Origin of the sequence: Paenibacillus sp. A3M_27_13 (genome assembly GCF_024213315.1) — a bacterium.
GTDB classification, from domain to species: domain Bacteria; phylum Bacillota; class Bacilli; order Paenibacillales; family Paenibacillaceae; genus Paenibacillus; species Paenibacillus polymyxa_B.
The window spans coordinates 63186-76822 of record NZ_JANAVE010000009.1; the positions used below are offsets into that span (position 1 = coordinate 63186).

Consider the following 13637-nt stretch of genomic DNA (forward strand, 5'->3'; position numbering starts at 1 on the left):
CTTCCTATTATACCAGCAATCAAGAAATAAATATACAAAACATTGTGCAGGAGACGAACTTCTTACTAAAAGCTCATCTCCTGCGTTTATTTGCTCATTTTGAATTACAATTCTGCCAGTGCTTTAATTTCCTCTGCTGTCAGCGCTTTGTTATACATTTGAACTTCATCCAGGCTGCCATTGAAGTAAGCATCGGCGGCAAAGCGGCTTTTGCCGAGATAAGCCTCGCTCGTCAGCAACTCATTGGGATTAAAGGTAATGCTGTCATTAACGGCTACTTCCTCACCATTTACATACAGCTTTCCTGTATTCCCTTTCAGTGTAACCGCTACATGCGTCCACTGGTTTAGAGGTAATGATGATTTGGAAAGCAAGCTTTGATCCGTACCCTCATGGATTGTAAACTGGAGCACACCGTTTCCTTGGGAAGGGGTAAGAAACATATGCCGGGCTTGGCCGTTGCCGAAGTCAAAAATCCGTTGCCAAGCTGCACCGCCCTTCCAGTTCACCCAAGCGGAAAAGGTAAAATCCTTCGCATCTGTTACTGTATTTGGTAGTTGCACGTAACCATCCTTACCGTTTAGGACAAGCGCACCGCCAAGCTTCCCGTCTTTATCCCATGCAGCACCACCATAAGTCTTACCATTGAATTGATTGTATGTGCTGTCGACAACCGAAGTTCCTTGATCTTCACTCCACGAATAGCGTGCGAGCTGAGGACCTTGGGCCTGCCCGGGAACAATGGCTGTAAAGTTTTTCTTGGCTGTGGCTTTGTCCTTTTTGATGGTCGCTGTCAATGTAACTGTTACTGGCTGAGAACCGGCTTCTGGACGGTATACTTCACCTGTCACAGAAATATTCTCCGGGTGGGTGGATTCCCATGAAATAGTGGTATCTTGTGCTGCTTGAGTAGGTAGCGTCAGATTATAAAGAACATTGCTCGTATCGCCCAGGCTCAGATCCTTCTGCACAGCAGCTACAATTTTGCTGGCCTTCAGGTCAGGCTTTAGCGAACCCCATACCGCAACACCCTTGGAGGACAACGCGGTAAAAGCAAGCGTCTTGGCACCTGTGTCTGGATCACGGTGCCGCAGGAATACACCTTTGTACATCGTGCCCTCTGCTGTAATTTCCAGCTGATTGCCTGCCCCCAACTTCCATGTACCGTTCACTCCACCAGACAGCTTGCCGCCACTATCCAGACTGACGTTAACGGCTTGCTTAATATTTGCCGAAATTTCCTTCCCGTGATTTACATACGAATATTGACCGAGGACATCCTTTTCTGACAGCTTTTTCAGTGAATCTTCATCTCCCGAATAACGATAAGGAGCAACCACAGGCCAACCGTCAGCGTTCATGAACATTTCATGTACCCGCACTTCAAACTGTTCGCCTCTCCCCGGGAAACGGGAATGGAAAATGACAAAATGCTTTTTCGTCTTGGGATCATAATAAGCCGAGTTGTGTCCGGGTGACACATAACCTGCACCCAGTCCAGTACCCGGATCACCAATTTCTCTTGGAATCAGGTAATTACCTATCAGTTTGACACCGTATGGTTCAATGGAAGCGTCATCAAAAAGTGGTTTATCAGGATTCGCCTTGACCTTGATCATATCATTGCCTTCAGCATCGTAGAAAGGACCATCCGGTGTTTTGGACCGAGCCACCCGCAAGTTGTATCCGCCATCCGCTGACAATCCACCATAGGACAGGAACAAGTAATAGTAGTCCGTTTGCGGACTGTATTGTATGTACGGCCCTTCCATACGAGCATGATTACCGCCTGTCAGCTTTTTACCGTAGCCTTGACCAGGGAGCGGCCTCCCTGTTTTTTCATCCATCTGCATAATGAAGATGCCTCCTGAGTAGGAGCCATATACCATCCACAGTTTGCCGTTCTTATCATAAAAGGTGTCCGGGTCTACGGCATTTGGATGCTTGGTTGCGTCATAGATCGTCCCATCCTCACTCGGTTGGTCCCACATGCCGGATTTTAGAAAAATGCCTTTATTCTTATAAGGCCCTTCAATTTTATCAGCAACTGCTAGGCCCATTGCTGAACGCGGTGAGTCACCCTTGCAAGCGTTATAATACATATAGAACTTGCCATCTGCCAGTTGAATGACATCAGCTGCCCACAGGGTGTCTGTCTGTGCCCAATCCAGTGCTTCCTTTAATTCTTCTTTGACGTTGGGAATCAATGCATTACCATTCGCCACTCCTGTAGCAATCGTATCCCAATTCATGAGGTCTTTGGACTTGGCAGCCGCTAGATGTGAGCCGAAAATGTAAAATGTGTCTTTCACTTTCAGAATGGATGGATCATGTACGGAAGTCTCCTTGAAAGAGACAGCCTTTTTACTTTGAATTGAAAAGTTTTCTAGGTCTTGAGCTTGAAGGGAAGTTTGCCCCACATTTTGAATTCCATCTGTATCTGAATTGAGTGTTTGCTCGGCGCCTACCAAAGAAGCAGGCAACAACAGCGCACCTGCCAGTGAAGCTGCTGTTACTTTACGAACAAATGATTGCTTCATAAATCAATCTCCTCTCGTTTTGAACATCCCTGATAACATAAAAAAATATTGAGAAAGCGGTCAGGATTATGTTTGTATTAACTTCTTCAGCCTCGAATTTAATGTTGCTCATCCCTCCTTTTTCATCATTAAAGCGCTTTCACTTGATTTGAAAATAAAAGCACCTTCTGTTAAGAAGGACGTTTCAAACCTAGCGGTTAACCGTACCTCTATATTATTCAATGGATATGGAAAATTCAATATGTAATTTTATATTTTTATAAATTATTCATCGAATTATTAACATTAATAAATGTATTGCGTAAATTTCTAGTTTAAAGTTATAATTTTACAAGTAAAATTTTATATGTTTCCTGCCGATATACCTAAAAGGACAATTTTACGGATACTGTAAAGAACCGTTTAGATTTTATAAGGAGGTGAAAAATATATGCAATGGTATTTAAATGCATTAAAAAACTATGTAGGATTCCAAGGTAGAGCAAGACGTACAGAGTATTGGATGTTTATCCTATTTAGTGTAATCGTTAGCTTTGTAATCAGTCTGATCGATAGTCTTGTTGGCTTATCACCGATATTGACTTACATTTATTCTTTGGCTGTCCTGCTGCCATCCTTGGCCGTCCTGGCCCGTAGACTGCATGATACAGGCAGAAGCGGATGGTGGATTCTAATCGCTCTGATTCCTCTGGTAGGGTCAATTATTTTGATTGTATTCACATGCCAAGACAGTCAGCCTGGCGACAATAAGTATGGGAAAAACCCTAAATTGTAATGGTTGTAGATGTTAAAACCTCTTTCACAAAAGTGAAAGAGGTTTTTTTTCATATCCGCCTCTCCCCCATCGAAATTTCAGCAGTAAGTTTATCTGGAGACCCCTGCGTCCATACTGGATTAAAAAGTATCCTCAAAGAGAGGGAGAACGTTCATGCGTTTTCGGAAAAGAATCCCCCCTAACAAAGTTAAAAAGCCGCCAGTCCAGCACAGCGAAAGTAAGTCTGAGCATTCAGGAGAGCAGCTCAGTGCGAATATCGGAAGCAATCTTCAGCAAATCAGACAAGCACTCGGTAACAGCACTGACATCATCATAAGAGAAGTTCGTATCGGCAAAGATGGTGACCAGCTCATTGCAATTCTCTATACGGACGGTTTGGCGGACAAAAATATAGTCTCCGACTTCATTATGGAATCGATGATGCTGGATAGTAGCTTGTCCAGAGACGTAGAGTGCAGGCTCCAGAACTCCTCTAGTGTCATGCAAGTATTGAAAGATTATGCCCTAACCATTGGAAGCATCCGGGAGATTATCGACTTTGAAACCTTATATAACGCGCTGTTGTCCGGGGATGCTGTCATTTTGATTGACGGTGAGACACAGGGAATAGTAGCCAGCGCACGTGGATGGAAGGATCGCGGTGTCACCGAGCCTGCCTCGGAAAATGTCGTCCGTGGGCCGCGGGAAGGATTTTCTGAGACACTGCGCACGAATACGGCATTGATTCGGCGTAAGATTAAAGATCCGAATTTGTGGCTGGAAACCAAACAAATCGGTCGTGTAACCCAGACCGAAGTCGCTGTCATGTATATCAAAGGGATCGTGAACCCTAAATTGGTCGAGGAAGTGCATGAGCGATTGAATCGCATTGATGTAGACGGCATTCTCGAAAGCGGTTATATCGAGGAGTTAATCCAGGACGAAACTTTCACCCCTTTTCCAACAGTATATAACTCCGAACGTCCAGACGTCATCGCCGCCGAGCTGTTGGAAGGAAAAATCGCGATCCTGGTGGATGGGACCCCGTTTGTGCTTGTCGTACCTGCGCTGTTTGTTTCCTTCCTGCATGCGGCGGAGGATTATTATCAGCGTGCGGACATCAGCAGCTTCATCCGGGTTCTTCGTTACACCGGAGTTTTTATCTCCCTGTTAGGTCCGTCCCTATATATTGCCATCACTACGTTTCATCAGGAAATGCTGCCGACCTCACTGCTGATCGGTCTGGCAGCACAGCGGGAGGCCGTTCCCTTCCCCGCCTTTATCGAAGCACTCATGATGGAATTAACTTTTGAAATATTGCGGGAAGCTGGAGTTCGTATGCCGAAGTACATCGGGGCAGCCGTCTCTATCGTAGGCACACTCGTCATCGGGCAAGCTGCCGTCGAGGCGGGCATCATATCTGCAGCAATGGTTATTGTCGTATCGATTACGGCGATTTCAAGCTTTGTTCTCCCTGCCTATAATATGTCCATCGCTTTTCGTATGCTGCGGTTCCCCTTGATGGGACTTGCCGCTTCCTTTGGGCTGTTCGGGATTATCGTTGGAGGCATTGCCCTGGTCCTGCATATGTGCAGCCTTCGTTCGTTCGGTGTTCCCTATATGACTCCTTTTGCACCTCTAATACCGACGGACACCAAAGACACCATATTTCGGTTTCCTCACTGGATGATGACTTCACGTCCACGGTTAGTCGATCAGAAGAATGTCAAACGTCGAAACAGCGCTCCACCTCGCAAATCAAGGGAATAAAAGAAAAGAGAAACAGTCGGAAAGGAGTGGATAATCATGAAGCGGAAGATAGCGATTCTGTGCCTGATTCTTGCACTCGTTTTACTTCTGACGGGCTGTTGGAATCGCAGGGAGTTGAATGAACTTGCCATCGCCGTTGGTATGGGGATTGATAAACAAGGAGATCAATTCCGGGTCTCTCTCCAAGTGGTGGACCCTGGAAAAGCATCGGCCAAAAAAGGAGCAGGCGGTGGTGCTCCAGCCACCTTGTATACAGAAGAAGCGGATACCATATTTGAAGCGATCCGAAAAATAACAACGATTAGCCCCCGGAGAATGTATTTTTCTCATCTGCGTATATGTGTAATCGGTGAATCGATGGCCACCGAAGGAATGGCGAAATCTTTAGATTTACTCTCCAGATATCATCAGTTCCGAACCGATTTTTATATTGTAGTGTCCAAGGGCACTAGTGCGGAGGATACGTTAAAAATTATGACACCTTTAGATCCGATTCCCGCAAACGACCTTTTCTCCTCTCTGGAAACATCACAAAAAAACTGGTCACCCAGTACGACAGTAACTTTGGATGAATTGGTATCAGCACTCACCAGTGAAGGAATGCAGCCTGTCTTGACAGGACTCCGAATCGTTGGCAATAAAGAAACGGGAGAAACAAGCGGCAATGTGCAAGAGATCGCCCCATCCGCCCGATTACAGTATTCCGGACTTGCTGTATTTAGAAAAGATCGATTAATCGGGTGGTTAAATGAAACTGAAAGTAGAGGCTACAATTTCATCCGCGGCAAAGTGCAGAGCTCTGTCGGCTTTGTAGCTTGCCCCAGAGGCGGCAAAGTCGTTTCGGAAATCATTCGTACCCAAACAACTATAAAAGGGAACGTTTATAGGGGGGAGCCCCAGGTCAATATAAAAATGCAGGTTGAGGCCAACGTGGGAGAAGTCGAGTGTAATGACCTGGATCTGACCCAGGTGGGGACGATTTATGACATTGAGAAGAAAGAGGAAGAAAAGATAGAAGAGATTATGAAAATGGCTGTCAGAAAAGCTCAAAAATCATACAAAGCTGACATTTTCGGATTCGGTGAAGCCATTCACCGCGCTGACCCGAGAACCTGGAAATCCATTAAAAAAAATTGGGATTATGAGCACTTTGCAGAATTACCCGTAAATATCAAGGTCAATTTCAAGATTCGGCGCTTGGGCACGATTGGCAGCTCATTTTTGAATGATATTAAGGAGTAAATCCCTTGTCAGATACGGCGGGGGATCTGGCTCCTGTATAGAACCTTACCCTACAAAAGAAGGTGTTTCCCAAGATGCTATCTCATATGGTGAAAGTTCTGGGCATATTACTAACCGCTGCTGCAATCAGCTTGATCGAGGTCCCCTACATGTGGAAAAAGGGGTTAAAAAAAGAGCTTTGGTTATTCTCCATCCTTCTCCTTTTTGCCGTCGGAATTTGCTGCGCCAAGGCATTAAACTGGCTTATTCCAACTCCTCTGGATTGGATAACAGCGGTATATAGACCTTTCAGTGATTTCCTGACCCATATCGGTCTAATAAAATAAGACGAGGTGAAATAGGTGCCCGCACAGATCAAAATCTCAGCACGCCAAATTATGATATTAACGGCTCTATTTACGATCGGGAGTGCAATCCTCATCATTCCTTCAGGCATGGCGTTGGTAGCCAAACAAGATGCGTGGATTGCCGCGCTCGTCGGGGTCGGGGCCGGGCTCCTTGTCTTGTATTTGTACAGCAAGATTGCAGCTCTGTATCCAGAGATGACTCTGATTGGGATTATGGAAACCCTGCTCGGAAAATGGTTAGGCAAAGCCGTCGGTCTTCTGTTTTTCACCACACTTTTCATCAATGCTCCCGCTCCCGTTTTATTTTATTTAGGGAATTTTATGACTACTCAAATGATACCAGAAACACCAATTCTAGCGGTAAATATCCTTTTTGCGCTTATTATATTGTTGGCTGTTCGGCTGGGCCTGGAAGTGCTGGTCCGTTCTGCCGAACTGATGTTTCCGTTATTTACTCTTCTTTATATTTCTTTTACAGGTTTAGTGGTGTCCAATATTAAATTAGAAAACATTCAACCTGTATTAGAGGCGGGATTGGGACCTATTTGGCCTGCTGCCCTGTCCTTTGTTAGCACTGTGTTTATACCTCATATTATTCTGCTCATGATCTTCCCGGCTTCTGTAAATCGTTCCGATCAAACCCGTAAAGCTTTTTTCATAGGCAGCCTAATTGGCGGATTAATGTTGGTCGTGGTGGTTGCACTGGCAGTTTTTGTATTAGGTCCTGATTTAACGGCAAGAAATATTTATCCTAGCTATGCGTTAGCCAAAAAAATTAGCATCGGCAATTTTTTACAGCGTATCGAAGCAATTATGGCTACCATGTGGTTTATTTCACTCTTTTTCAGAATCACGCTGTACATGCACACTACTGTGACAGCAATAGCCCAAATCTTTCGTTTGAAAAACGACCGGCAACTGGTGCTTCCTCTCGGGATGATTTTAGTCATCATGTCCGTCATCGTGTATCCCAATGTCCCATATCAACAAATCTATGATACAAAGACGTGGGTTCCTTATTCACTATCAATCGGGTTGTTTCTTCCCTTACTGCTGCTCAGTATACATGCCCTGAAAAGGTTGGGGACAAAGAAGAATAACAAGCCGGATGATAAACGTGAAGATAGAGGTGAAGATGGTGCCTAAGCAAGTTAAAATCTCCACACGGCAATTGTTGATCTTAACGATATTATTTACAATCGGCACTGCAATCCTCGTCATCCCTTCCGTTATGGCCGCCACTGCTAAACAGGATGCATGGATCGCAGCACTCGTCGGAGTGGGCTCCGGGCTGCTGTTGATATGGCTGTACAACACGATTACCATCCTGTATCCACAGATGACCCTGATTGAAATCATGGAGACCCTTTTGGGCAAGTGGTTGGGGAAGTCTGTTGCTCTGCTGTTTATGGTTATGTTTTTTCTGGGGGGTCCTGCTGCGGTGTTGTATGATTCGGGGAATTTTTTGACTACTCAAATGATGCCGGAAACGCCGATGCAAGCGGTCAACATCCTCTTTGCGCTCATTGTATTGATGGGCGTGCGCCTGGGACTGGAAACGGTAGCCCGGTCTGCTGAACTATTGTTTCCCTTGTTCATTTTGCTGTATACAGCTTTTGTCATTTTAGTCGTATCCAATATCAAACTGGAGAACGCCCAACCGATGCTGGAGAAGGGAGGCGGACCTGTTTGGTCTGCCGCCTTGTCCTTTATTAGTATTGCGTTTCTGACCCATATTGTTTTTCTCATGATTTTTCCGTTTGTCGATCAGCCCGATCAAGCGCGCAGGGCTTTTTTAACAGGGGGACTGATTGGCGGGTTGATTTTGGTTGTGGTCATTGTATTGGCCGTTTTGGTTTTCGGCCATGAATTAACAGCAAGAAGTATGTATCCGAGCTATTCATTAGCCCAAAAAATAAACATTGGAAATTTTCTTCAGCGTATTGAAGCGATCATGGCCGCTATGTGGTTTATTTCGCTCTTTTTCAGGCTGGCTCTGTATATGCAATCGATTATGATAGCCATTAGCCAAATCTTTAATCTAAAAGATGATCGTCCGCTGATCTTCCCTATCGGAATGATCCTGATCGTCATGTCGGTGATCATATACCCAAATGTCCCATACCAGCAATCCTGGGATGCAAAAATATGGACACCTTTTTCCTTATCTATGGGCCTTTTTCTGCCTCTCCTGCTGCTCTGTATGCATGGGATACGAAAAATCTGGTCAAAGAAAAAAATAGGGACCGAAGGATAGATCACATCCATCGTACGAGCCCTCCTACGAGCATCGGTAAAATTTTTTTGCTGTTACCTGTTTACATCCTCCTCTTTTAGTTTATTTTAAACGAGTATTAAGCTGGCGCTAAGATTGGGTGTGTATGATGTATATTAGAATCTGGTAACTACATAAGCCGGATCGGCTAAAGGCATAAACATTACTCCCGTTGGATATCCATATAAGACTCCACCCTGGCAGAAATTGAATGAAACACAAAGGAGATTTACACTTATGAATCGAAAACGAATTATGGTCATCTGTACACTGTTGCTGGCGTTATCTATTGGGCAGTCTTCTACTTGGGGAAGTCGGGCTAATGCTGCTACACTGGCTCCAGAGAGAGCCCCTCAGGTACAGGATAATGAAGCTTCCAAGGATGATGAACTTTTGAAAACACTGGGCGCATCCTCGGATGAGCAATTGTATGATGCGTTATATAACGGTCAAACCTTGGCAGATATTGCACAATCCAATAAACAGGACGCACAGGCTGTTGTTGATTTACAGGTAGCTCAGTTAACGGAGCAGTTGGATCAACGACTGGCCAATAAGAGCATTACGCCTGAGCAATACGAAGCCCATAAGGCAGAATTGACACAGGTCGTTGCTAAAAGTGTGTTCGGGCTGTAAGCAGTGACACACTTGGCCCGCTTTACGCCGTAGTCCATGCCCCCTCAGAGATGCTTCCGAATTCATGTCAAAAAGGCGCTCCCCGATGGGATGAGCGCCTTTTGGCTTGTCTATATTTTGTTTTAACTTACACTTGATATACTCGGATCAAGTTCGTAGTACCTGCCTCAGCGACTGGAACACCTGCCGACAGAACTACAGTATCCCCTTTATGGATATAACCTGCATTCAGCGCGTTACGGATGGAGGATTCGAACATTTCATCCGTTGTAGCTACTTTATCCCCTTTGATCGGGAACACACCGGATAACAGGCAAATTTTAGCGAATACCGTGTTATTCGGAGTAACCGCAATAATAGGTGCCTTCGGACGATATTTGGATACCATACGTGCCGTGAATCCGCTGGCAGTCGACGTAATAATCGCTTTCGCATCCAGTTCCAGGGACGAACTCACCGCTCCCTGACTAATCACTTCCGTAATGTTGGTGCTTTGACGTGCTCTGCGCTTATCGAACTGCTCCTGATAATCGAATTGTGATTCTGCTCTGGCAGCTACAGCGGCCATGGTCCGTACAGACTCGACAGGATATTTACCTGCAGCAGATTCGCCCGACAGCATAACAACATCGGCTCCTTGCATAACAGCATTAAACACGTCACTAACTTCGGCTCTCGTCGGACGTGGGTTCACCTGCATGGATTCCAGCATGTGGGTAGCTACGATAACGGGCTTGCCGACCAGATTACACTTGTCTATCATTTCTTTTTGCATCACAGGCACATCTTGAATCGGCACTTCGACGCCCAGATCGCCACGGGCTACCATAATGCCATCGGAAGCTTCGATAATATCATCCAGGTTTTCCATGCCTTCAGCATTTTCGATTTTGGAATAAATTTGTACATGCTCAGCATGATGTCCCTTCAAAATCTCACGGATTTCACGGATATCGTCGCCTTTACGCACAAAAGAAGCCGCAATAAGCTCAACGCGCTGCTCCACCCCAAATTGGATGTGCCTCACATCTCGCTCCGTCACGCCTGGAAGGGTTGTATGAATCCCTGGCAGGTTTACACCTTTTCTCGGCTTCAAAATACCGCCGCTTACAATATTACAAATCATTTCCGTACCCTCGATGGAGGTTACAGTCAGATCAACCAAACCGTCGTCAATGAGAATGCGGTCGCCTGGTTTGATGTCCTTCGGCATATCCGGGTAATTCACTGAAATACGATGCTCGTCCCCTAGAATCTCTTCTGTGGTCAGAATGAGCTGGCTACCTGGTTTCAACAGACAAGATGCCTCTCTCAGCTTGCCAATCCGTATTTCTGGTCCTTTAATATCCATCATGACAGGTATAAAGGTATTCATTTCCTTCGCAGCCTGCCGCACATTTTCGATACGTTTAACGTGATCTTCCAGTTCACCGTGAGCCATATTCAAGCGGGCTACAGTCATACCAGCCTGAATCATTTCTTTTAACAAATGAATGGAGTCACAGGCAGGTCCCATAGTACAAATAATTTTCGTTTTAAGCATAGTAATGTCATCCTCCTGAATGTCTTTACTGTATGGTTTTCTATTCCACTTTGCTTCTCTATCTACATTAAACTTATATGGCTCTATTCTACCTGTACCCGTGCACCAAGACTATGAACTATAGTATGATGAATGTACTACAGTATAATGAATATTGAAGACATCGGGGAGTGAGTTTCGTGATTACATTGGTGGATATACGGCAGGACAACGGTGTGGACTGGTATGAAAAGGCTAGTGCAAATAGCGACAACGATGACTTACTGTTCATTTTGGTCACCTTTGGCAAATGTGTATATTGGGTGAACGATTGCAAATTCATTCTCGGTAAGGGTGAAACACTGCTTTTACCCGGTCATCTGGATTACTATGGCAAGAGCATTCCTACGCTTTTTCATACCAAGTATGTGATACATTGTCGCAAAACATGTACGAACAGCACACTTCCCATACTGAATACTGACAAGCCGTTGTTGATCAAACCTGGATGCTACGATATGCTGCATGAACGGATCAAGTCGATGTACTATCAATGGACTGAACACCCAAGCTACTACACCATGATGGCTGACTGTCTGCTGACCGAGGCCATGATATATATGAATCAGGAATGGGACAAAGGCGCCATTTCTTGCGATCGAGAGCGACATGTAGAACATATGAAACAGTATATCCAGAACCATTACCGGGAAAAGGTAACCAAGGAGGAGCTTGGCGACGCCATCCGTAAAACCCCCAATTATGCCGCGACGCTGCTGCGTGAGGTAACACGCCAAACGATCAGTGAGCATGTACATACACAACGTATTAAAACCGCCATCTACATGCTGACCGAGTCCCGGCTAACGATTCGTGAAATTTCGGAGTATGTGGGATATAGTGATGTTTCCTATTTTCATCGAATCTTCAAACGGTTGACAGGCTGCTCGCCGTCCGAATTTCTGGATGAACGTTCCTCAATCGTTTAGAACTACAGAAATAGGATTATGGGAAGATGATACGAAGCAATTTTAAATTTGAAGCTAGAAAAAAGAACGCTCATTTTTTCGAGCGTTCTCTGGGAAAATTAGTTTTCTTCCTCTTTTTTTTCGTAGGTGAAATTTCTTAAAATGACCTGCTTTGTTTTAGTAGTTATTTCTTCCCCCTTATTATCCAAATTTGCAACCTGATCGCTTTGAAACTTGTTTGGAACCTTAACGGGATAAAAATCTCCGTGCTCAGTTAACAGGACATGGGGTTGTTTAGATTGAGCTAGATGAGTTAGTTCTTTCTTTCTCTCTGGTGAGAGCCAGTTAGAATCATCGGTTGCCTTAGTCTCAGTTTTGGTTACACTGGTTTTAGAATCGCCGGTTACTTTAACCTCAGTTTTAATTTCATTAGCAAAAGTTTGGCTTTGAATGACGGTTATAACCCCTCCGATAAGAACAGTTAGACCTAAAACAACAACACTTGTTCTTAGTCGCTTGTTCACACGCACACACCTCCCTTCCCAAAAGATGTATTACGTATTTTAAAAAATATTAGTATTATAACGAGTTCATAAAAAAACATAATAATCGTTAAATAAAATAGTATTAAAACGTAACGTATCCATTTCCTGAAATCGTATAATCATTGAGGTTAAGTACCATTACCTGATATTGTCCAAAACCTGGAGCTTTAATTTGAAAATCCCTATTTTCATCTGTATATCTTCCATAAACGGCAAAAACCTCTCCCAGATAATTTTTGTTCACGAGCAGGTAACCTACTTCAGGGCTAGACCAAGAACTACCATCTGCCCATTGTACTACATGGAAATTCAGGATAGCTGCGTTATTAACCGAAAACTTATTAGAGTAAATAGCCCCATCGTCTCGAGAATGGTGACTAAATGACCATGCTCCCAATGACATAGGAGAAATCTTTTGATCGAGTTGAGTCTTTTCTTTTTCAACAGCAATTGATTCTATGGGTTTCGCATTTTTGATAACTTCATTATATTCTTCAGGCGTCAAACCGCTCAATAGTGAATCCGAATTAGCAATTGAAGAATATGCTGGAAAAAAAGACTGTGGGGAAGATTCTTTAGCCGATGAAGAGGAATCTGCATAGGAGCTTGCTGGGGTCAATCCGATGGCTACCAGCATGACAACTAACATAGTTACAAGAAATTTTTTCACGAATAATTGCCTCCCAAATACTAAATTTTAACAACATTTATATAATAACACACAAAATACCCATAGTGTGCATACTATTTGTAATTTTTACCTAATTGGCACAATATTTTGTCTCCTTCCAGAAGTCTGACAGATAAAAATGGACAACCATTCGGCATAAGGGAACATTTTCAGTCTATTGAGCGTTTGAAAACGGACTAACGTCCAAAGTCAAATTACGTAACCGGATACGTAATGATAAAGTCTATAAAAAAAGGTCTCCCCACCTGGAAGCTTCTCTAGCATCCCTTTTCAACAAGGGCCAAGAGCGCTCCAAAGTAGGGCGACCGTTATAGTTCATTCATATGCGTATCCGTGCTTATTTTGAA

At 44.3% G+C, this 13637-nt stretch carries 12 protein-coding genes; 8 read left to right on the top strand and 4 right to left on the bottom strand.

Annotation, left to right across the window (positions count from 1 at the left end; genetic code table 11):
* Nucleotides 1-104: 104 nt before the first annotated feature.
* Entirely contained in the window at nucleotides 105-2540 is a 2436-nt protein-coding gene (gene abnB / locus NLX82_RS23075) for an arabinan endo-1,5-alpha-L-arabinosidase AbnB (RefSeq protein WP_254349120.1), read from the bottom strand.
* Between the two features lie 430 nt (nucleotides 2541-2970).
* Here abnB and NLX82_RS23080 point away from each other — a divergent pair, with 430 nt between their 5' ends.
* The 7 genes from NLX82_RS23080 (at nucleotide 2971) to NLX82_RS23110 (ending at nucleotide 9564) form a co-directional block, all read left to right on the top strand.
* Complete coding sequence (locus NLX82_RS23080; RefSeq protein ID WP_023986605.1) at nucleotides 2971-3315, top strand: DUF805 domain-containing protein; 345 nt, start codon at nucleotides 2971-2973, stop codon at nucleotides 3313-3315.
* Nucleotides 3316-3468: 153 nt separating this feature from the next.
* A complete protein-coding gene (locus tag NLX82_RS23085; RefSeq protein ID WP_023986604.1) occupies nucleotides 3469-5064 on the top strand; it encodes a spore germination protein in 1596 nt (531 codons plus the stop codon).
* Nucleotides 5065-5100: 36 nt separating this feature from the next.
* Entirely contained in the window at nucleotides 5101-6306 is a 1206-nt protein-coding gene (locus tag NLX82_RS23090; protein WP_023986603.1) for a Ger(x)C family spore germination protein, read from the top strand.
* A gap of 74 nt (nucleotides 6307-6380) precedes the next feature.
* A complete protein-coding gene (locus tag NLX82_RS23095) occupies nucleotides 6381-6632 on the top strand; it encodes a hypothetical protein (protein ID WP_023986602.1) in 252 nt (83 codons plus the stop codon).
* A 15-nt stretch (nucleotides 6633-6647) separates the two neighbouring features.
* Nucleotides 6648-7799: a GerAB/ArcD/ProY family transporter gene (locus tag NLX82_RS23100; RefSeq protein ID WP_068938339.1), complete on the top strand. Its 1152-nt coding sequence runs from the start codon at nucleotides 6648-6650 to the stop codon at nucleotides 7797-7799.
* The gene (locus NLX82_RS23105; RefSeq protein ID WP_254349149.1) at nucleotides 7789-8910 is read left to right on the top strand and encodes a GerAB/ArcD/ProY family transporter; all 1122 of its coding nucleotides are present in this window, start codon (nucleotides 7789-7791) and stop codon (nucleotides 8908-8910) included. Before NLX82_RS23100 ends, NLX82_RS23105 begins: the two co-directional genes overlap by 11 nt.
* A 255-nt stretch (nucleotides 8911-9165) precedes the next feature.
* The gene (locus NLX82_RS23110) at nucleotides 9166-9564 is read left to right on the top strand and encodes a hypothetical protein (protein ID WP_023986599.1); all 399 of its coding nucleotides are present in this window, start codon (nucleotides 9166-9168) and stop codon (nucleotides 9562-9564) included.
* 127 nt (nucleotides 9565-9691) lie between these two features.
* Here the strand turns inward: NLX82_RS23110 and pyk are convergent, their stop codons facing one another.
* Complete coding sequence (gene pyk, locus NLX82_RS23115; protein WP_023986598.1) at nucleotides 9692-11107, bottom strand: pyruvate kinase; 1416 nt, start codon at nucleotides 11105-11107, stop codon at nucleotides 9692-9694.
* Between the two features lie 179 nt (nucleotides 11108-11286).
* Here pyk and NLX82_RS23120 point away from each other — a divergent pair, with 179 nt between their 5' ends.
* Nucleotides 11287-12075 (top strand): helix-turn-helix domain-containing protein, encoded by a 789-nt coding sequence (locus NLX82_RS23120; RefSeq protein WP_028541943.1) that lies wholly within the window; start codon nucleotides 11287-11289, stop codon nucleotides 12073-12075.
* 98 nt (nucleotides 12076-12173) lie between these two features.
* Here NLX82_RS23120 and NLX82_RS23125 read toward each other — a convergent pair whose 3' ends face one another.
* A complete protein-coding gene (locus NLX82_RS23125) occupies nucleotides 12174-12578 on the bottom strand; it encodes a hypothetical protein (RefSeq protein WP_023986596.1) in 405 nt (134 codons plus the stop codon).
* A gap of 103 nt (nucleotides 12579-12681) precedes the next feature.
* Nucleotides 12682-13269 carry a hypothetical protein gene (locus tag NLX82_RS23130; RefSeq protein ID WP_028541942.1) on the bottom strand — a complete coding sequence of 196 codons (588 nt, stop codon included), beginning with the start codon at nucleotides 13267-13269 and terminating at the stop codon, nucleotides 12682-12684.
* Nucleotides 13270-13637 lie beyond the last annotated feature (368 nt).

Bases quoted from the DNA above. Each gene is read 5' to 3' on its own strand.
- NLX82_RS23110 (WP_023986599.1), top strand. From the start codon at position 9,166: ATGAATCGAAAACGAATTATGGTCATCTGTACACTGTTGCTGGCGTTA.
- NLX82_RS23105 (WP_254349149.1), top strand. From the start codon at position 7,789: ATGGTGCCTAAGCAAGTTAAAATCTCCACACGGCAATTGTTGATCTTA.
- NLX82_RS23080 (WP_023986605.1), top strand. From the start codon at position 2,971: ATGCAATGGTATTTAAATGCATTAAAAAACTATGTAGGATTCCAAGGT.
- NLX82_RS23090 (WP_023986603.1), top strand. From the start codon at position 5,101: ATGAAGCGGAAGATAGCGATTCTGTGCCTGATTCTTGCACTCGTTTTA.
- NLX82_RS23085 (WP_023986604.1), top strand. From the start codon at position 3,469: ATGCGTTTTCGGAAAAGAATCCCCCCTAACAAAGTTAAAAAGCCGCCA.
- NLX82_RS23095 (WP_023986602.1), top strand. From the start codon at position 6,381: ATGCTATCTCATATGGTGAAAGTTCTGGGCATATTACTAACCGCTGCT.
- abnB (WP_254349120.1), bottom strand. From the start codon at position 2,540: ATGAAGCAATCATTTGTTCGTAAAGTAACAGCAGCTTCACTGGCAGGT.
- pyk (WP_023986598.1), bottom strand. From the start codon at position 11,107: ATGCTTAAAACGAAAATTATTTGTACTATGGGACCTGCCTGTGACTCC.